We start from the raw sequence: 16,823 nt of genomic DNA, 5'->3' as shown, positions 1-16,823 counted from the left end.
CATGGCCGACATCGTCATTAGCGAGTTCATGGACGAGGCCGCCGTCGACAGTTTGCGCGGTGATTTTTCCGTTCTCTACGACAAGGGTCTGGTCGATCGCCCCGAGGAACTGGCGGCCCTGGCCGGGCAAGCCCGCGCTCTGATCGTGCGCAACCGTACGCAGGTGCGGAGCGCGTTGCTGGACGCCGGCCCGAAGCTCGAAGCCATCGGCCGGCTGGGGGTCGGCCTCGACAATATCGATCTTGAAGCCTGCAAGGCGCGCGGCATCGCGGTGCTGCCGGCGACAGGCGCCAATGATGTCGCAGTCGCCGAATGGGCGGTGACCACGATCCTGATGCTGGTGCGCGGCTCGTATTTCGCGACGCCAGACGTGGCGGCGGGCCTATGGCCGCGCGAACGCCTGATGGGTGGAGAGATCCAGGGCCGGACCCTCGGCCTGATCGGCTTCGGCGCGATTGCCCGCGAGACCGCATCCCGCGCCCGCGCCTTCGGCATGTCGATCATCGCGGCCGATCCGTTCGTGGCGGCCGAAGACCCGGCCTGGGGCATGTATGGCGCAAAGCCCGTCAGCCTCGAGACATTGATCGCGCAGGCCGATGCGATCAGCCTGCATGTGCCGTTGACGGCCGAGACGCGCAATCTGATCGACGGGCCGCGCCTGGCCGCCATGAAGCCCGGTGCCGTGCTGGTCAATGCCGCGCGCGGCGGCGTGGTGGACGAGGCGGCGCTGGCCGAGGCGCTGAAAGCTGGCCGGATCGCGGGCGCGGCGCTCGACGTGTTCGACCAGGAGCCGCTGAAGGCTGGATCACCGCTCGCCGGCTGTCCGAACCTGATCCTCACGCCGCACATTGCCGGCGTGACGGGTGAAAGCAATGTGCGGGTGTCCTCCGTCACCGCAGCCAATGTCCGCCGTGTCCTCGGGGAGCGCCGCTGATGCCCATCCTGCCGCTCGATACGGCCCGCACCTTCGTCGCCTCGATCTTCACGCGCCATGGCGCGAGCGAACAGGTTGCGCGCTCGGTCGCCACCGCCTTGGTCGGCGCCGAGGCCGACGGCTTGAAGGGTCACGGCCTGTCGCGCATCCCGACCTATCTGGGCATGCTGACCTCGGGCAAGATCGACGGCAAGGCTGTTCCCACCGCCACCCGCGTGCGGGCGGCCACCCTGATGATCGATGCCATGGATGGGTTCGCCTATCCGGCGGTCGATCTGGCGCTGGCCGAACTGCCGGCGATCGTCCGCGAGACCGGCATTGCGGCGGCGGCCATCACTCGCTCGAACCATGCCGGTGCGCTCGGCCACCATGTCGAGCGGCTGGCCGACCAGGGCCTGATCGCGCTGTTCTTTGCCAACACGCCTGAGGCCATCGCGCCGGCTGGCGGGACCAAGGCCGTCTACGGCACCAACCCCATCGCCTTCGCCTGTCCCCTGCCCGGCCGTCCGGCCGTGGTCGTCGATCTGGCGCTCTCGACGGTGGCGCGTGGCAATATCGTTGCCGCCAACCAGAAGGGCGAGGCGATCCCTGAGGGCTGGGCGCTCGACAGCGACGGCAATCCGACCACCGATGCCGCCAAGGCGCTGAAGGGCACGATGGCGCCGCTTGGCGGCGCGAAGGGCACGACGCTGGCTCTGATGGTGGAGGTGCTGGCCGCGGCCCTTACCGGTGCGCATCTCTCCATCGAGGCCTCGTCCTTCCTCGACGAGAAGGGCCCGCCCCCCGGCACGGGCCAGACCATTCTGGCAATCGATCCGGCTGGCTTCGGCCATGGCCATTTCGGCGCGCGGATGACGGCACTGGCCGGTGCCATCGAGGCGCAGGCCGGCGCGCGGCTGCCCGGCCAGCGGCGGCTCGCCTTGCGCACCAAGGTGGCCAAGGACGGCCTCAATGTGCCGCAGGATCTGGTCGATCGCTACGGCCCGCTGCCCTGAGGTAGTCTGAAAGGGAACCATCCGGCTCACCGCGCGTTACGGCAGCGAACCCGGAGAACCCTGATGAGCAAGACCCCGTCGGCGAAGCGCATGGCCAAGAGCGCCGCCAAGAACCCCACCGTCAAGAGCCCGGCGGTGAAGGCCCCGACGTCCTCGCCTGCCTTCGTCAGCGATCTCAAGACCAGCACGCGCGCCGCGATGATCGCGCTGCTCAACAAGCGGCTGGCCGACGCGATCGACCTCAAGCTTGCGGTCAAGCAGGCGCATTGGAACATCAAGGGGCCGAGCTTCATCGGCATCCACCTGCTGCTGGACGAGGTCTCGGGCCGGGTGGAGGACCATTACGACACGATCGCAGAGCGCTGCGTGCAGCTTGGCGGTACCGCCCATGGCACGCTGCAGTCGGTCGCCAAGGCGACGTCGCTCACGCCCTATCCGACAGATGCGACCGCGCAGGACGAACATGTCCGGCAGATCAGCGATCACCTCGGCGCCTTCGCCAAGAACTGCCGTGAGGCGGTGGACGACGCCGACGAGGCGGGCGATGCGATCACCGCCGACATCTTCACGTCGATCGCCCGGGCCGTCGACAAGGACCATTGGTTCATCGGCGCCCATCTCGGCTGACCGGACAGATCACCGCGGAAGGCTGGCGAAGGCCTCCGCGCGGGCGATCAGGCGGCGGGCGCCCTTGACGGTCGGAACTTCGACAAGCAGCCCATCGACATCACAGCGCTCGAGCCCTTCGGCGCGCGACTGGTCGAAGGCGGCGACGATGCGGCGCGCATGGGCCACATCGGCCTCAGCCGGCGTCAGTTCGGCATTGATCCCGGGAACCTGGGCAAAATCGACGACGCTCTTCGCCTTGTAGCCCCGGCGGCGCGCCCAGATCAGGTCGGCCTTCGATGCTTCGATATCTGAGAATGTGTAGGGGCAGTCGATGGCAACGATGCCGGCCGCGACACATTCGACCAGGAACCGCTCGCGGACATAGGCAAGTTCGGTGCAGTCCGGCCCGCGCTCGGCACCAAGATCGGCCACCATGTCCTCGGCCGCCACAAGCGCCGCACTCACGCGGCTGCTCGCCTGGGCGATCAGTCCTGTGCGCACCAGTCCTTCCGCCGTCTCGATATTGGGCACGATCTCGGTCGAGCCCAGCGGCAGGCCATAGTCGCGCTCCAGCCGGGCAATGCCGGCATCCAGCGCCACGACCTGCTCGGGCGTCGCGACCATCGACATCATGACGATATCGGGCGCACCGGCCATGATTGCGGCGAGGTCCTCGGCGCCGCAGACCTCCATCGGGTTGATCCGGACGGCGGCCAGCGCGCCGCGTGAGCGCCACATCGGCAGGATGTCACGTGCAAGGGCGCGTGCCTCCGGCCGGCGGGCGGGGGGCGTGAAGTCCTCCAGTTCCTGGATCAGCACGTCGGCACCGGTCGAGGGGGCGGCCTCAAGCCGCGCCCGCTCGGCGCCATGGACGAACAGCCAGGACCGGCGGAGATCCGCCGGCCGACGTGATGAACGCCAGGGCATGGGCAACCTCGCGTCAGGCGACCTTGACGACCAGCTTGCCGAAATTGGCGCCCTTCAGGAGACCAATAAAGGCCTCTGGCGCCTTGTCCAGGCCGTCCACGATATCCTCGCGATACTTGACCTTGCCCTCGCGGATCCAAGCCGACATGTCGGTGAAGAAGGCCTTGGACTGATCGGCAAAGTCGCTGACGATGAAGCCGCGGAAATTCAGGCGCTTGGTGAGCACGGCGCGCATGATCTGCGAGGTGCGATCCGGGCCCGGCGGCAATTCGGTCATGTTGTACTGGGCGATGAGGCCGCAGACCGGGATACGCGCGAAGAAGTTCAGGAGCGGGAAGACCGCGTCGAACACAGCGCCGCCGACATTCTCGAAATAGACGTCGATGCCCTTCGGGCAGGCCGCGGCAAGATCGGCCGCGAAGGTCGGCGAACGATGATCCACCGCCGCGTCGAAGCCGAATTCCTCGATCAGCGCCTTGCACTTGTCGGCGCCGCCGGCGATGCCGACCGCGCGGGCGCCCTTGATCTTGGCGATCTGGCCGACAGCCGAACCGACCGGTCCCGTCGCTGCAGCAACCACAACGGTTTCGCCGGCCTTCGGCTGGCCGATCGTGAGAAGTCCCGTGTAGGCGGTCATGCCGGGCATGCCCATGACGCCCACCGCGGTCGAGATGGGCCCGGCCGACGGATCGATCTTGCGCAGGGTCTCGGCCTTGGCCACGGCGTGGCTCTGCCAGCCGGAATGGGACAGAACAACATCGCCTGGACGGAACCGGTCGCTGTTGGAGGCGACGACCTCGGCCACCGTGCCGCCCTCCATCACACCACCGATCGGAACCGGCGCTGCATAGGACTTGGCGTCGCTCATGCGGCCGCGCATGTAGGGGTCGAGCGAAAGATAGCGCATCTTCAGCAGGACCTCTCCGTCTGATGGCACCGGCATGGCGGCATCAGCGATGGTGAAGTCAGACAGCTTCGGCTCGCCGACAGGGCGCGAGGCGAGAAGGATCTGGCGGTTCGTGGTGGGCATGGGGCGTACTCCCTCGGCAGCCGTGCTTGGGCACGGCCTTGTGGACTTCTAGCTAACGATCCCGCCCGCCGACCGCAATTGGCTGAAGTCCCGACCTTGCTCCCGATCCGCAGACGTGGGCAGGTGTCGCGGTCGGGCCTGGAGTCGGACACGAAGTTGGAAAGCATGTTTCAAGAATAGTCAGCTTCCTGACAGCGAGTTTGTCCTATTTTTTGTTGTCGGGCTTGACGATCGGGCATCGATCCCCCATCCTCTCCCCATCATCGTCGTGACTGCGCTGCGCCGCCTATGTATGTTCCAGGCGTCGACAACCGGATATCCGGTGCGACCAACCCGTCTGATCCTCCTCGGCGCGCGGATCATGACTCTTCAGCCGGACAGGCCCACGGGGTACTGACGGTGGTTTTGAAAGACTCCCCTTCTTGAACGATATGACTTTTGCGGATCTCGGCCTTGCCGAGCCGCTCCTGCGCGCCCTCCGCGACGCAGGCTTCACGCAGCCGACGCCGATCCAGGCGAAGGCCATCCCCCACCTCCTCGAAGATCACGACCTGATCGGTATTGCACAGACCGGAACCGGCAAAACCGCCGCTTTCGCCCTGCCGATCCTGCAGCACCTCATGGAAGACACGACCCGTGTCGCGCCAAAGAGCGTGCGTGCCCTCGTGCTCGCCCCGACCCGCGAACTCGCCCTGCAGATTGGTGAGAGCATCACCAAGATGGCGAAATATACCAAGATCCGCCACACGGTGATCTTCGGTGGCGTCGGCCAGAACCCGCAGGTTCAGGCCATTGCGCGCGGCATGGACATTGTTGTCGCAACGCCCGGCCGCCTGCTCGATCTGATCAACCAGGGCGCCGTCAAGCTCGACACGGTCACGCATCTCGTCCTGGACGAAGCCGACCGCATGCTCGACATGGGCTTCATTCGCGATGTCACCAAGATCATCGCCAAGCTGCCCGAGCAGCGCCAGTCGCTGTTGTTCTCGGCCACCATGCCGACCGCCGTTGCCAAGCTCGCCAAGACCATTCTCTGGGAGCCCATGCGCGTCGAGGTGACACCTGAAGTCGTCACCGTCGAGGCGATCGAGCAGCACGTCTATCATGTGCCGACCGCGTCCAAGCGGGACCTCCTGGAAAACCTGCTGGCCGACCCGGCGCTGGCCCGCGTGGTGGTGTTCACCCGCACCAAGCACGGCGCCAACCGGCTGGCCGAACAGCTGGGCAAGTCCGGTTTCTCGGCCGATGCCATCCACGGCAACAAGAGCCAGGGCGCCCGCCAGCGTGCGCTGGCCGCGTTCAAGTCGGGCGAAGTCCGGATCCTGGTCGCAACGGACCTGTTCGCTCGCGGCATCGACGTGGCCGAGGTCACCCATGTGGTGAACTACGACCTGCCCAACGAGCCCGAGAGCTATGTCCACCGGATCGGCCGGACCGGCCGGGCCGGCCGGACCGGTATCGCTTTCGCTTTCTGCGATCCGAGCGAGAAGACCTTCCTCAAGGATATCGAGCGCCTGACACGCGTTGCCATGTCGGTCGCCAGAACCCCCGGCCTGCCGCAGCCGCGCCGTGAAGCGCCGCGCCCGCCGCAGCCGCAAAGGCGTCCCCAGCCCCGCCGACGGGCTGCGTGACACAACTCCCTCCCTCCACCGCCAACATGAGGAGCAATCGATGGCGACCGGGATAGTGAAGTGGTTCAATCCCCAGAAGGGCTATGGGTTCATCCAGCCCGATGACGGCGGCAAGGACGTGTTTGTCCATGTCTCCGCGGTGCAGCGTGCCGGCCTGAACGACCTGCGCGAAGGCGAGAAGGTGAGCTACGAGCTGGCAACCGACCGTCGCACGGGCAAGCAGTCGGCCGACGAGCTCAAGCTCGCCTGAGGCAGACCTCCTGCGGCGCGCTCGACAAAGCCGCGTCGCCGCCTGATGGCCGGGACCCTTGACGGTCCCGGAACCTTTTCCCGTCGAGGCGGCGGCCGCCAGTCGCATGGCGCCGGAAGTGCCTGACCTGACGATCCGGTGACGGGGCCACGTGCCCTGCCTTCCGGAACCCGGGGGCTTTGCATCGCATGCATTCCCCGGCGAAGCGTTCGAAGCGGCCTTTTTGGACCTGTCGCACTGATCAACAAGGCTGCGTCGCCCGCCTGATTGGCGGCGCAACACTCTTGCCCCATGCATCGCTACCTAGTGGTCGGCGACCTATCTGAAACAACCAGCTTGCACCCCAGCTTAGCGACCCGCCGCCTATTTGCCGGCGGCGGCCTCACCTTTTGCGGATTGCGCATCGAGTGCCGCCAACTGGATGGCGCCAGCCGTCACGGCAAAGCAAATGACCGCCCCCTGCCGATAGCACAACCCTCAATTGCGCAGACTGCTGTGAACAATACCTGAGGCCGCGAGACAGCGCACCGTTCTGGCCCGCTGCATTCACCGATAATCCCGCGCCTTAATCGCCAACAGCGAAATATTCTTCCTCTCTTGTCGCTAAATATATCTCGCCATACCACTTCTTTTAGCGTTCTATGTCTCTTAATTTCATATTATTTTGTCGACACAATATTCAATTCATAAGCCGACCCTTCGATTGGTGGACTCAATTCCCAATTCGCCGCCACACTCATGCTTCCCAAGCATATCGCTTTCACGCCGATCGATCTGACAGCGACATATGCTTCGAGCGATTGGGCGAATGCATATGGTGCTTGGCAAGCTCTCAGACGGAATCGCACGATCCAGAAGGATCCGCTCATCGACACGCAAGATTGCCGGCGGCGGCGACGGGTTCCACACCAGCACGACCTGGCGCGTCGATCCGCCGGCCAGCCAATCGGAAAGGCCTGATACCTACCGTGCGTTGATCTCGCATCTTGGCGCAGCGACCGGGCGTGATCGCCTGCTTGGCATGCACTGTCTCCCGTGCGGCGGTATCGAGATGAGCCTCCTCGCATCAGGCCGGTCGCGTCGGCGCCGCGCCTTTTCAGCCTCGGATCACGACGCCATGAGCGCTTTCGTGGGCGCGTCAACCAACACGGTGATCCTCTGCACGCGTGATCTGTCAAAGGCCGATGCGGGGATGAGCCATCTTGGCCGCCTGGCGGCCTGGTATGAGCAAGGCGCCATGGTCATTCGTGCAGGCCGCGAGACGCCCGCGGGCCATGGCAGGCCTCGCCGGTCCGCAATTCAGTTCCACAATCGGCGCCTCGGCGAACAGCTACCGCCGCCCCTCTTTGTCGGCTCGTGCAATCCCGGTGTCACCGGACGGCATGCGCGCCCTATCGTGGCCATCAACGACCCCATCATCGACTGGCAAATCCTGCATCCGCCGTCTCTTGCCCGCCGGCCACTGGCCATCATGGCGACCTATAATGAAGCGGATATCGTGGCCGAGTCCGTCCAGGACCTTCTCGAACAGGGCTGCGAGGTCGCGGTCATGGACAATTGGTCAACGGATCGCACCTGGGACATCCTTCGCGATCTTGTATTGCGGCGTGGTCCAGACGTCTCCATCGAACGGTTTCCCGACCGTGTCCGGCCAGCCTTCGGCGAATGGCGCGCCATTCTGGCCCGCAAGGCCGAACTGGCACGGGCACATCCCGGCCGCTGGATTCTCCACGTGGATGCCGACGAGTTTCGGCGCGCACCGTTCCCGGGGCTGACACTTGCCGAAGGCCTCGCAATTGCGAGTGGGGCCGGCGCCACACGTGTTGGCTTCACACTAACGAACTTCCGTCCCATCCGTGGCCCTCAAAGACACATCAGATCGGTCAGATCCCGACTGCGACATTTCGAGTTTGGCGACAGACCTGGGCATTATCTGCAGAGCAAGGCATGGCTGCAGGGCTTTGAGCGCGTCGACCTTGAAACGAGCGGCGGCCACCGAGCCGACTTCCCCGGGGCGCGGGACTTCGGCTACAAATTCCTGCTTCAGCACTACCCGATCAGGTCGCCTGCTCACGGAGCACGCAAGGTGCTACGTGACCGGCAAACACGGTGGTCGCCCCATGAACTGAACGTTCTCGGCTGGCATCACCACTATGACCATCACACCGAGAGCTCGGATTTTCTCTGGGATGCCGACGATCTGCATGCTTTCGATCGGCACTTCTGGCGCGAACACGGTCTTGCGGTCCTGACCGGCCTCACGGGCCGGCATGAGGTCAGTCGTGGCGCATAATGGTTAGTGCAAGGTCGCCGTGGTGCTCGCAAGCCCCGCGCCGATCTGATCGATCACCAGGATTTCCGGGTCCTCGTCGTCCGCAGAGGGCGAGACCGACAGGATCAGCACGCCCGGCCGCTTGCGGGCGACGAAATTGGCCACCGTGCGCGCCTGCTCGTAGGTGTCGAGATAATGCACGTCCTCGGCAACCAGCCGCGAACCCTGCTGGACGAAGGGAACGACGGCGAAACTCCGCTGGGCCATCCGTCCTCCTCCTGCGCTCGCTTGCACCGATATAGGCACAGGCGGAGGGATGCGGGATCGGGCCTATCCCCCACGTGACATCGCTTAGGGAAAACACCGGGGGTATCGGCGATGGGTATCAGGATCGCGTTGGCCGGGAGAGCCTATGGCTCGGGCTTGCCCCGCGCATTGGCATCTCCAATGATGGCGCAGTGAGGAGAGCAGCCGCATGACCTATCGCTTCGTCGTCATGGGTGCCGGCGCCATCGGCTGCTATGTCGGCGGGCGGCTGGCTGCGGCCGGTGCCGACGTGACTTTCGTGGCCAGGTCCGCCAGGCGCGCCGAGATTGCCGGACACGGCTTGTCTCTCGCCTCCTTCGACGGTTTCAGCGCCGATCTCGTCGCAAGCTCCGTCGCGGTGGCCGAGACCGCGGCCGATGCCGCTGCCAAGCCCGGCCCGTTGATGGTGCTGCTCGCGACCAAGGGAGGAGCCACAGCCAAGGCCGCAGCCGAGCTTGGCGCGGCCTTGCCCGCCGGCACGCCGGTTCTCTCGCTGCAGAACGGGGTCGACAATGTCGCGCGCATCGCGGCAGCAGCGCCGGCTCTTGTGGCGCTCGCCGGCATGGTGCCGTTCAACGTGACGCTCGACCATGATGCCGATGGCCGGCTTGCCTGCCGGCAGACCACGTCCGGTGTGCTCCATGTGATCGACCACCCTGCAACCCGTGCAGTCGAAGCCATTTTCTTCAGGGCCGGGCTGCCGCTCGCCTTCAGCTCCGACATGGCGGCGGTGCAATGGGGCAAGCTGCTTCTGAACCTCAACAACCCGGTCAACGCCCTGTCCGGCCTGCCATTGCGCGAGGAATTGCTCGATCCCGATTATCGCTGGGTGCTGGCCGCCCTGCAAGACGAGGCTATGGCGGTGATGAAGGCGGCGGGCATTCGACCGGCCAAGGTGGGGGCGGCACCACCCTGGGCGATCCCGTTGATCCTGCGCCTGCCGACCTGGGCCTTCTCGCGGATTGCCGCGAGCATGCTGACCATCGACCCGTCCGCCCGCTCCTCGATGTGGGACGATGTGAAGGCCGGGCGGGTGACCGAGATCGACGATCTCTGCGGCGCGGTGGTGCGGCTCGGCGCCCGGGTGAATGTCGCAACACCGCGCAATGCGGCGATGATCGGGCTCATCGAAAGCCACAGTGCTGGCCAAAGGCTCGACGGAGCCACGCTCAGGCAGCGGGTTGCGGCCGCCTGAGCGCGGCTGATTGTCGAGTTCAGCCTTGATTTTGGCGGCCAAAGCCTCGATATGCGGGCCAACCCCTTCCTCGCGAGCGAGCACGCCATGACCCGCCCTACCGATTCCCGCCCGAACGCCGAGACAGACACCGCGCCCCTCCACGACAATCCGACGCCGGACAGCCCTGCCGTGGATGCGCCGAGTGAGGAGGAAGCCGGGAACAGCCTTGAGGCCGAACTGGAGGCCGCCCGCGCGGAGGCCCGCGACATGAAGGATCGCGTGCTCAGGACGCTCGCCGAGATGGAGAATCTCCGCAAGCGCACCGAGCGCGAGGTGGCCGACGCCAAGACCTATGGCGTGACCTCGTTTGCCCGCGACATGCTGGCGGTGGCCGACAACATGCGCCGCGCGTTCGAGACCCTTCCAGAGGATGCACGCCCCGCCGACGGTCCGGTCAAGGCGTTCCTGGACGGCATCGACCTCACCGAGCGCGAGTTGATCAAGACACTCGGCAAGCACGGCGTGAAGAAGATCGAGCCCGACGGCCAGAAGTTCGACCCGAACCTGCACCAGGCCATGTTCGAGATGCCGAACACCGAGGTTCCCAACGGCACGGTGGTGCAGACGGTGCAGGCCGGCTTCGTGATCGGCGACCGCGTGCTGCGTCCAGCACTTGTCGGCGTATCGAAGGGCGGCCCGAAGGCAGCACCGGCGTCCGCCGCTTCCCAAGGCGCCTGATCCGACATGACCGGGCTCCTGCCGCTGATCGAGTGGGTGGGAGTGGCGGTCTTCGCGCTGACCGGCGCGCTGGTAGCCGCCCGCAAGGGCATGGATCCGTTCGGCTTCGTGCTGCTCGGAACCGTCACCGGCATTGGCGGCGGCACATTGCGTGACGTGCTCTTGGGCGCCCGTCCGGTCGCCTGGATCATGGATCCGACCGTGGTCTTGATCTGCACGGCGGTGTCGCTCGCGGCCTTCGTGTCGGCCCATCATTTCGAGCGCGAGGGCCGCGCCCGCACGCTGCTCTGGGCCGATGCGCTGGGGCTTGCTCTGTTCGCGATCACCGGCACGGCGACCGCGCTCGCCTCGGGCGCGCCACCGGTCTCGGCCGTGCTACTCGGCGTGGTGACCGCGACGTTTGGCGGCATCATCCGCGACATTCTCGCAGGCGACGTGCCGCTGGTGCTACGCCGCGACGTCTATGTGACCGCGGCACTGGCGGGGTCGACCGCCTTCACCGCCGCCATGGCGGTTCTCCCGCTTGAGGTGGCGGCGGTGCTCGGATTTGTGGTCGGCTTCGGCCTCAGGGCGCTGGCGATCCTGAGAGGCTGGTCACTGCCGCAATATGGCCAGAGAGCCGACGAATAGTTCCATCGGGCGATGCAACGACAGGGATATCAGGACATGGGCATTGCAGCTCGGATCACCCGCATCGCAGCCGCCGCCTCGCTCATCGCCGCCACACTCACATCCGACATCGCGCTTGCCCAGCGCGTGCCGCGCGGACCGCCCGCTCTACAGGCGGAATTCCGTGAGTTTCTTGTCCCGTTCCGCCAGGCGCTCCGGGCCAATGATCCCGCCGGGGTTGCCGCCCACACCCGGCTGCCGATGATCTATAACGGCGCGGCACGCGATCAGGCCTATTTCCAGCGCACGATCTATCGGGACCTGTTCACGGCCCGCAACCGTACCTGCCTGCAGACGGCGCGACCGGTCTACGAGCGCGACGGCGAAGGCACCGACAGTTTCTTGATGTTCTGCGGCCACGTGATCTTCGTCTTCACCAAGAAGCAGGACGGCTTCCGCTTCGCTGATACCGGGGTCGACGACTAGCCCTCTTCCACGCGCTTGGGACAAGCTGCAGCGCTATGCGCGGACAGCGATCGATGCGACCTGCGACCAGCCACCCGACCCGGGAAGCATGGCTGCAGAAGCGCATGCCTTCTCCTCGGAAACACGGTCACGTCCGCTGCGGCATGAAGCCTCAGCATTGCGCTGCCAAAAGGCGAGACAGGAAAGGCGCCTGCCCCCGGAGCGCCACCCCTTCATCCGGTCAAGACCATAGCGGCACTGCCGGGACTCAACGGCCGACGCGGTCGGACCTGCCGCACCGGGGCCCACCGAGGCGACCACCAGACACCTCGGGCGACGCCCAACAAGGACCTATGGACCATGATGCTCATGCACCGCCGCTTCGCCTTCGCCGCCGCCTTCGGACTTGTCGTCGCCGCCCTCACGACGGACGCCGCCCTCGCCCAACGTGTGCCCCCGGGGCCGCCGGCCATCGAGGCGGAGTTCCGCGAGTTCATCGGCGGCTTCCGCCAGGCTCTGCGCGCGAACGACGCGAATGCGGTGGCGGCGCTCTCGCGCTTTCCGATGCAGCATAACGGGGACATGCACGATCAGGCCGCGTTTCTGCGGACGACCTACCGGCAGCTGTTCACCCAGCGCAACCGCACATGCCTGCAGAACGTGCGGCCCGTCTATGACAAGGACGGCGAGGGCACCCATTCCTATGTGGTCTTCTGCGGCGATACGGGCTTCTACTTCACCAAGAAGGCCGATGGCTTCCGCTTCGCCGAGACAGGCGTCAACGACTGAGCGGCAGCGCCGCGCAGCGGGCCTGCAGGAAGTCCCTCACCGCCGGATCGGTCTCAAGCCCGATCGCCAGGCCATAGGCCTTGGCGGCGCCGGTGGGATCGCCGAGCGCTTCGAGCATGGCGGCGCGCGCAGCCCAATAGGGCTGGTAGGACTCCAGGCGCGGATCGCGTGCGGCTGCGTCGAGCGCGGAAAGCCCCGCTGCCGCGCCCTCCCGCTCGGCAAGGGCGACGGCGCGGTTGAGAGCCACCACGGGCGAGCCGGTCAGATCGAATAGTGCGTCATAGAGCACGCCGATCGCCTGCCAGTCCGGCCGGCCAAGGCGGCGGCGCACCACATGGGCCGACTGGATGGCGGCTTCGAGCTGATAGCGGCCGAAGCGGCCGGCCCGGGCGGCACGGGCGAGCAACGCCTCGGCTTCGCCGATCAGCCCCTCGTCCCAGCGCGCCATCTCCTGAGCGGCGAGCGGCACATAGCGGCCATCAGCGTCGCGGCGCGCGAACCGGCGGGCGTGCGAATGGAGCATGAGGGCGAGCAGGCCTGCCGCCTCCGGCTCGTCGGGCAGGAGCGCGACCAGCAGCCGGCCGAGCCAGATTGCCTCCTCGGCGAGATTGCGCAGGCGCGCCTCCTGGCCGCTCGGATCGGCCCAGCCCTCGCCATAGGCGGCATAGATCGCCTCCAGCACCGCATCGAGCCGTTCCGGCCATTCGTCGCGCTCCGGCACGGCGAAGGCCAGCCCAAGCTCTGCGATCCGGCGCTTGGCCCGCACCAGCCGCTGGCCCATCGTGGCGGGAGCGACCAGGAAGGCCGAGGCGATCGTGCCGGCATCGAAGCCGAGCAGGGTCTGCAAGATGAGCGGCGCGCGCATGCGCGGCTCGATGGCCGGATGCGCGCAGACGAACATCAGGGACAACCGGTCGTCGGGAACGGCCGCCGCGTCCTCAGCCGCCTCGTCCCCGGCAAGCACCAGCAGATCCTCGATCGCCTTCGCTTCCACCGATCTTCGGCGATGGCCATCGATCAGGCGGCGGCGCGCCGCCGTCATCAGCCAGGCGTCGGGGCTTGCGGGAATGCCCGCCTCCGGCCAATGGCGGAGTGCCGCCACAAAGGCCTCGGACAAGGCGTCCTCGGCGCCGGCGACATCGCGGGTGCGGGCGGCCAGCCAGGCGACCAGCTTGCCATAGGCCTGGCGGGCGACGGCTTCCGCCGTGCCCGCAGCGCCGCGAGGATCGGTCCTCTCCATGGTCTCACATGGTCCAGATCGGCCGGACCTCGATCGTGCCATGGCTCGCGCCCGGGCAACGAGCGCCCCAGGCCAAAGCCAGGTCCATGTCGGCCACATCGATCAGATAGAAGCCGCCGAGCTGCTCGCGCGTCTCGGCATAGGGACCGTTCAGGACTTCCGACTTGCCATTGACGATGCGCACCGAGGCGGCGGTGGGCGACGGCCTGAGGCGCTCGCCGCCGCGCATGGCGCCGGCCGCCACCAGTGCTTCCGAATAGGCCTTGTAGGCACCGAGCATCGTGGCCTGTTCGGCCTCGCTCATGGCCATCATGGCGGTTTCATTGCCATAGATCAGAATCGCGAACTGCATTGTCGTCTCCTTGTCCTTGCGGGGCATCATGCCCTGCTGGACCGAAGACGCGCGAGCCCTCGCGATTTCGACAGGCCCGTCGATTTTCTTCGCGAAACCTATTCCACCCGCTCGAGCATGCGGCGCGGCGCGCAGCGCAAGCCTGCCTCGTGGTCGCAGCTGGCGAGGGAATAGAGGATGGCACCGGCGCGGCCGATCAGATTCTCCACCGGCACGAAGCCCATGGTGGCGAAACGGCTGTCGGAGGAATTGTCGCGGTTGTCGCCCAGCATGAACAGCCGGCCCTCGGGCACCACCTGCTCGGCCATGTCGCTCATGGGCGACCTGCGGTCGCGCAGCAGGATCGTATGCGGCTCGGCGCCGGGAAAGGTCTCGCGCCAGGCGGTGACGGCGACGACATCGCCCGCGGGATCGCGATAGATCCACTGGCGTGGCTCGCTCAGCAGAACGGCCTCGCCGTTCAGCCAGAGCCGGCCCTCGCGGATCGCCACCCGGTCTCCCGGCAAGCCGGCGACGCGCTTGATGAAATCCTGGCCGGTGATGGGATGGCGAAAGACCGCGACATCGCCGCGCGATGGCATGGCCCCGGGAATGCGGCCGGTATCACCGGGAAACCGCGGCAGATATTCGCCGCCAACGAGGGAATAGCGGCTGAAGCCGAAGGGGAATTTCAGCGCCGCCACCCGGTCGCCGACCTCAAGGGTCGGAACCATGCTCTCGGAGGGGATGTGATAGGTGGCGAAGGCGAAGGACCTCAGCACGATGACGATGACAACGGCGCCGAAAACGGTGTTGGCGAGGTCACGGAGACGAGTCATGGCAGGATCCAGGCACGCAGGGCGCGGACCATCGGTCGCAAATGCGGCTGGCTTGAGGCGGCTTCAACGGCCGTCTGCCGGCTCACATATGCGAAAGACGCCGGAGCGGGGGAGCTCTCCGGCGTCTCGCAGGCAGGGTCCTTGCGGGCATTCGCGCCCGCGGCCCCATGCACGTTTCCTAGCGGGCGACAGCGCCCGCCCATCGGCAGCTCAGTTGTTGCCGCCGGTCGAGTTCGGCACGACCTGACGGTCGATCTGCACGCGCTCGGCGGTCGTCACCGGGACCGACTGGCCGACGGCCGAGGTGCGGGCGGTGAACTCGCGGGGCGAGCCGGCCTGGGGGGTGGTCACGATGTCGTTCGACGGGGCGCCGACGAAGCCGCCGGCATCCTGCGCGAAGGCAGCCGAACCGAGGGCGAGGGGGGCGACGAGGGCAGCAGCCAGAATGATCTTCTTCATGGGTCTTCTCCAATGCGGACCCGGCCAATGGGGGACACGGATGGCCGGGCTATCTGTTGGGGCGGTCGAGGCGGGAGGTGTCCGCCGCCGGGACCGATGCCGGGTCTCATGACCCGGCAGGGGGATCAGGAATTGCCGCCGGTGGTCGACGGAACCTGCTGGATGTCGATCTCGACCTGCTCGGCGCGGGTGACCGGAACGACCTGACGGACGGCGCGGTTACGGGCGGTGAACTCGCGAGCGCCGGTCTGGGGCGTGGTCACGATGTCGTTGACGGGGGCGCCAGCGAAGCCACCGGCATCCTGCGCGAAGGCAGCCGAACCGAGGGCGAGGGGGGCGACGAGGGCAGCAGCCAGAATGATCTTCTTCATGGGAATTCTCCAAAGGGTGTCCGGCCGGGAGGGACACGAAGCGGGCCGGTTATTGGCTTGAGCGGTGCCGGCGGGAGGTGTCCGCCGCCGGCATCGGGAAACCGGACGGGGGTCCGGAAGAGGGATCAGGAATTGCCGCCGACAGTGGCGGGAACCTGCTGGATGTCGATCTCGACGCGCTCGGAGCGGGTCATCGGGGCCTGCTTGGCACGACCAATGAACTCGCGGGGGGCAGCGGCCGGACCGGTCGCAGGCGTGGTCACGATGTCGTTCGAGGGGGCGCCGACGAAGCCACCGGCCTCCTGAGCGAAGGCAGCGGTGCCGAGGGCGAAGGGGGCGGCCAGAGCGGCAGCAAGGATGATCTTCTTCATGGGTCTTCTCCAATTCATACCGGCCGGGAGGGACACTGGCTGGTCGGTGGATGTTCGGTTCGTGGTCGGTGGGAGGTGTCCGCCGCCGACGAGGACTGAGATGGACCTCTTCCCGATCACATGCCAATCACGAAAATGAGAAAACGCACACTCATTTAGAAACGTCAGCTTGCAAATATGCACGAACGCATTCCCCGAGGGAAAGTCATGCGCGGACGCAATTCACGACGCAATCACGCGTTCGCGATCATGCATTTTGACCAATTGTTGAGCTTGGCGATTCAGGAGGCAGAAGAGGTATGGCCGCAGGAGCCGGGCGCCAAAAAGGCAGTGTGATGGCGCCCAGCGCACCGGCCGCAGCACGCCTGCAAGGCCTTCTCCAGCGGCGCACGCGTTGACGCGGCCCCGCCGGTTGGCACGGTCAAGGGCCCCTCCCCGCGGGTCGCGAGGAAGCCGGGGCAAAGGGCATATGGACTTAGG

20 protein-coding genes are annotated in these 16,823 nt (G+C 66.6%); 11 read left to right on the top strand and 9 right to left on the bottom strand.

Annotated features, from left to right (window positions below; translation table 11 throughout):
* Position 1: 1 nt before the first annotated feature.
* The 3 genes from E8L99_RS13585 (at position 2) to dps (ending at position 2,556) form a co-directional block, all read left to right on the top strand.
* Positions 2–934 (top strand): hydroxyacid dehydrogenase, encoded by a 933-nt coding sequence (locus E8L99_RS13585; RefSeq protein ID WP_137100047.1) that lies wholly within the window; start codon positions 2–4, stop codon positions 932–934.
* Positions 934–1,929 carry an Ldh family oxidoreductase gene (locus tag E8L99_RS13580; protein ID WP_137100046.1) on the top strand — a complete coding sequence of 332 codons (996 nt, stop codon included), beginning with the start codon at positions 934–936 and terminating at the stop codon, positions 1,927–1,929. The genes E8L99_RS13585 and E8L99_RS13580 overlap by 1 nt, the downstream gene beginning before the upstream one ends.
* Positions 1,930–1,992: 63 nt before the next feature.
* Positions 1,993–2,556, top strand: a complete 564-nt coding sequence (dps, locus tag E8L99_RS13575) for a DNA starvation/stationary phase protection protein Dps (protein ID WP_256371368.1) — start codon at positions 1,993–1,995, stop codon at positions 2,554–2,556.
* A gap of 9 nt (positions 2,557–2,565) precedes the next feature.
* Here dps and E8L99_RS13570 read toward each other — a convergent pair whose 3' ends face one another.
* Positions 2,566–3,465: an HpcH/HpaI aldolase/citrate lyase family protein gene (locus tag E8L99_RS13570; protein ID WP_137100045.1), complete on the bottom strand. Its 900-nt coding sequence runs from the start codon at positions 3,463–3,465 to the stop codon at positions 2,566–2,568.
* 13 nt (positions 3,466–3,478) lie between these two features.
* Positions 3,479–4,495 carry an NADP-dependent oxidoreductase gene (locus tag E8L99_RS13565; protein ID WP_137100044.1) on the bottom strand — a complete coding sequence of 339 codons (1,017 nt, stop codon included), beginning with the start codon at positions 4,493–4,495 and terminating at the stop codon, positions 3,479–3,481.
* 431 nt (positions 4,496–4,926) lie between these two features.
* On the opposite strand from E8L99_RS13565, the gene E8L99_RS13560 reads away from it, so the two are divergent.
* The 3 genes from E8L99_RS13560 to E8L99_RS13550 all read left to right on the top strand — a co-directional run bounded on the left by E8L99_RS13560 (position 4,927) and on the right by E8L99_RS13550 (position 8,669).
* Positions 4,927–6,126 (top strand): DEAD/DEAH box helicase, encoded by a 1,200-nt coding sequence (locus tag E8L99_RS13560; protein ID WP_137102111.1) that lies wholly within the window; start codon positions 4,927–4,929, stop codon positions 6,124–6,126.
* 40 nt (positions 6,127–6,166) lie between these two features.
* Positions 6,167–6,376 carry a cold-shock protein gene (locus tag E8L99_RS13555; RefSeq protein WP_137100043.1) on the top strand — a complete coding sequence of 70 codons (210 nt, stop codon included), beginning with the start codon at positions 6,167–6,169 and terminating at the stop codon, positions 6,374–6,376.
* An 814-nt stretch (positions 6,377–7,190) separates the two neighbouring features.
* A complete protein-coding gene (locus E8L99_RS13550; protein ID WP_210421765.1) occupies positions 7,191–8,669 on the top strand; it encodes a glycosyltransferase family 2 protein in 1,479 nt (492 codons plus the stop codon).
* Between the two features lie 3 nt (positions 8,670–8,672).
* Here the strand turns inward: E8L99_RS13550 and E8L99_RS13545 are convergent, their stop codons facing one another.
* Entirely contained in the window at positions 8,673–8,915 is a 243-nt protein-coding gene (locus E8L99_RS13545) for a hypothetical protein (protein WP_137100041.1), read from the bottom strand.
* 208 nt (positions 8,916–9,123) lie between these two features.
* Here E8L99_RS13545 and E8L99_RS13540 point away from each other — a divergent pair, with 208 nt between their 5' ends.
* The 5 genes from E8L99_RS13540 (at position 9,124) to E8L99_RS13520 (ending at position 12,732) form a co-directional block, all read left to right on the top strand.
* On the top strand, positions 9,124–10,149 hold the full coding sequence (locus E8L99_RS13540; RefSeq protein ID WP_137100040.1) for a 2-dehydropantoate 2-reductase: 1,026 nt from the start codon (positions 9,124–9,126) through the stop codon (positions 10,147–10,149).
* Positions 10,150–10,236: 87 nt separating this feature from the next.
* Complete coding sequence (gene grpE / locus E8L99_RS13535; RefSeq protein ID WP_137100039.1) at positions 10,237–10,869, top strand: nucleotide exchange factor GrpE; 633 nt, start codon at positions 10,237–10,239, stop codon at positions 10,867–10,869.
* A 6-nt stretch (positions 10,870–10,875) separates the two neighbouring features.
* On the top strand, positions 10,876–11,499 hold the full coding sequence (locus E8L99_RS13530) for a trimeric intracellular cation channel family protein (protein ID WP_137100038.1): 624 nt from the start codon (positions 10,876–10,878) through the stop codon (positions 11,497–11,499).
* A 36-nt stretch (positions 11,500–11,535) separates the two neighbouring features.
* The gene (locus E8L99_RS13525; RefSeq protein ID WP_252511107.1) at positions 11,536–11,964 is read left to right on the top strand and encodes a hypothetical protein; all 429 of its coding nucleotides are present in this window, start codon (positions 11,536–11,538) and stop codon (positions 11,962–11,964) included.
* A gap of 339 nt (positions 11,965–12,303) precedes the next feature.
* The gene (locus tag E8L99_RS13520) at positions 12,304–12,732 is read left to right on the top strand and encodes a hypothetical protein (RefSeq protein ID WP_137100037.1); all 429 of its coding nucleotides are present in this window, start codon (positions 12,304–12,306) and stop codon (positions 12,730–12,732) included.
* On the opposite strand, the gene E8L99_RS13515 is transcribed toward E8L99_RS13520, so the two are convergent.
* From E8L99_RS13515 to E8L99_RS13490, 6 genes are all read right to left on the bottom strand, one after another.
* On the bottom strand, positions 12,722–13,972 hold the full coding sequence (locus tag E8L99_RS13515; RefSeq protein ID WP_137100036.1) for an RNA polymerase sigma factor: 1,251 nt from the start codon (positions 13,970–13,972) through the stop codon (positions 12,722–12,724). The genes E8L99_RS13520 and E8L99_RS13515 overlap by 11 nt on opposite strands.
* A gap of 4 nt (positions 13,973–13,976) precedes the next feature.
* On the bottom strand, positions 13,977–14,324 hold the full coding sequence (locus tag E8L99_RS13510; RefSeq protein ID WP_137100035.1) for a YciI family protein: 348 nt from the start codon (positions 14,322–14,324) through the stop codon (positions 13,977–13,979).
* Between the two features lie 98 nt (positions 14,325–14,422).
* A complete protein-coding gene (lepB, locus tag E8L99_RS13505; protein WP_137100034.1) occupies positions 14,423–15,142 on the bottom strand; it encodes a signal peptidase I in 720 nt (239 codons plus the stop codon).
* 210 nt (positions 15,143–15,352) lie between these two features.
* Positions 15,353–15,601, bottom strand: a complete 249-nt coding sequence (locus E8L99_RS13500) for a hypothetical protein (RefSeq protein ID WP_137100033.1) — start codon at positions 15,599–15,601, stop codon at positions 15,353–15,355.
* A gap of 125 nt (positions 15,602–15,726) precedes the next feature.
* Entirely contained in the window at positions 15,727–15,972 is a 246-nt protein-coding gene (locus E8L99_RS13495; RefSeq protein ID WP_137100032.1) for a hypothetical protein, read from the bottom strand.
* A gap of 125 nt (positions 15,973–16,097) precedes the next feature.
* Positions 16,098–16,343, bottom strand: a complete 246-nt coding sequence (locus E8L99_RS13490; RefSeq protein ID WP_137100031.1) for a hypothetical protein — start codon at positions 16,341–16,343, stop codon at positions 16,098–16,100.
* Positions 16,344–16,823 lie beyond the last annotated feature (480 nt).

It is taken from the genome of Phreatobacter aquaticus (assembly GCF_005160265.1).
In the GTDB taxonomy this organism is placed as follows: Bacteria; Pseudomonadota; Alphaproteobacteria; order Rhizobiales; family Phreatobacteraceae; genus Phreatobacter; species Phreatobacter aquaticus.
Note: the sequence above shows the minus strand (reverse complement) of the source record. Positions and strands in the feature narration are given on the sequence as shown.

Coding starts and splice junctions, on each gene's coding strand:
- E8L99_RS13585 (WP_137100047.1), top strand. CDS start 2: ATGGCCGACATCGTCATTAGCGAGTTCATGGACGAGGCCGCCGTCGAC.
- E8L99_RS13580 (WP_137100046.1), top strand. CDS start 934: ATGCCCATCCTGCCGCTCGATACGGCCCGCACCTTCGTCGCCTCGATC.
- dps (WP_256371368.1), top strand. CDS start 1,993: ATGAGCAAGACCCCGTCGGCGAAGCGCATGGCCAAGAGCGCCGCCAAG.
- E8L99_RS13570 (WP_137100045.1), bottom strand. CDS start 3,465: ATGCCCTGGCGTTCATCACGTCGGCCGGCGGATCTCCGCCGGTCCTGG.
- E8L99_RS13565 (WP_137100044.1), bottom strand. CDS start 4,495: ATGCCCACCACGAACCGCCAGATCCTTCTCGCCTCGCGCCCTGTCGGC.
- E8L99_RS13560 (WP_137102111.1), top strand. CDS start 4,927: ATGACTTTTGCGGATCTCGGCCTTGCCGAGCCGCTCCTGCGCGCCCTC.
- E8L99_RS13555 (WP_137100043.1), top strand. CDS start 6,167: ATGGCGACCGGGATAGTGAAGTGGTTCAATCCCCAGAAGGGCTATGGG.
- E8L99_RS13550 (WP_210421765.1), top strand. CDS start 7,191: ATGGTGCTTGGCAAGCTCTCAGACGGAATCGCACGATCCAGAAGGATC.
- E8L99_RS13545 (WP_137100041.1), bottom strand. CDS start 8,915: ATGGCCCAGCGGAGTTTCGCCGTCGTTCCCTTCGTCCAGCAGGGTTCG.
- E8L99_RS13540 (WP_137100040.1), top strand. CDS start 9,124: ATGACCTATCGCTTCGTCGTCATGGGTGCCGGCGCCATCGGCTGCTAT.
- grpE (WP_137100039.1), top strand. CDS start 10,237: ATGACCCGCCCTACCGATTCCCGCCCGAACGCCGAGACAGACACCGCG.
- E8L99_RS13530 (WP_137100038.1), top strand. CDS start 10,876: ATGACCGGGCTCCTGCCGCTGATCGAGTGGGTGGGAGTGGCGGTCTTC.
- E8L99_RS13525 (WP_252511107.1), top strand. CDS start 11,536: ATGGGCATTGCAGCTCGGATCACCCGCATCGCAGCCGCCGCCTCGCTC.
- E8L99_RS13520 (WP_137100037.1), top strand. CDS start 12,304: ATGATGCTCATGCACCGCCGCTTCGCCTTCGCCGCCGCCTTCGGACTT.
- E8L99_RS13515 (WP_137100036.1), bottom strand. CDS start 13,972: ATGGAGAGGACCGATCCTCGCGGCGCTGCGGGCACGGCGGAAGCCGTC.
- E8L99_RS13510 (WP_137100035.1), bottom strand. CDS start 14,324: ATGCAGTTCGCGATTCTGATCTATGGCAATGAAACCGCCATGATGGCC.
- lepB (WP_137100034.1), bottom strand. CDS start 15,142: ATGACTCGTCTCCGTGACCTCGCCAACACCGTTTTCGGCGCCGTTGTC.
- E8L99_RS13500 (WP_137100033.1), bottom strand. CDS start 15,601: ATGAAGAAGATCATTCTGGCTGCTGCCCTCGTCGCCCCCCTCGCCCTC.
- E8L99_RS13495 (WP_137100032.1), bottom strand. CDS start 15,972: ATGAAGAAGATCATTCTGGCTGCTGCCCTCGTCGCCCCCCTCGCCCTC.
- E8L99_RS13490 (WP_137100031.1), bottom strand. CDS start 16,343: ATGAAGAAGATCATCCTTGCTGCCGCTCTGGCCGCCCCCTTCGCCCTC.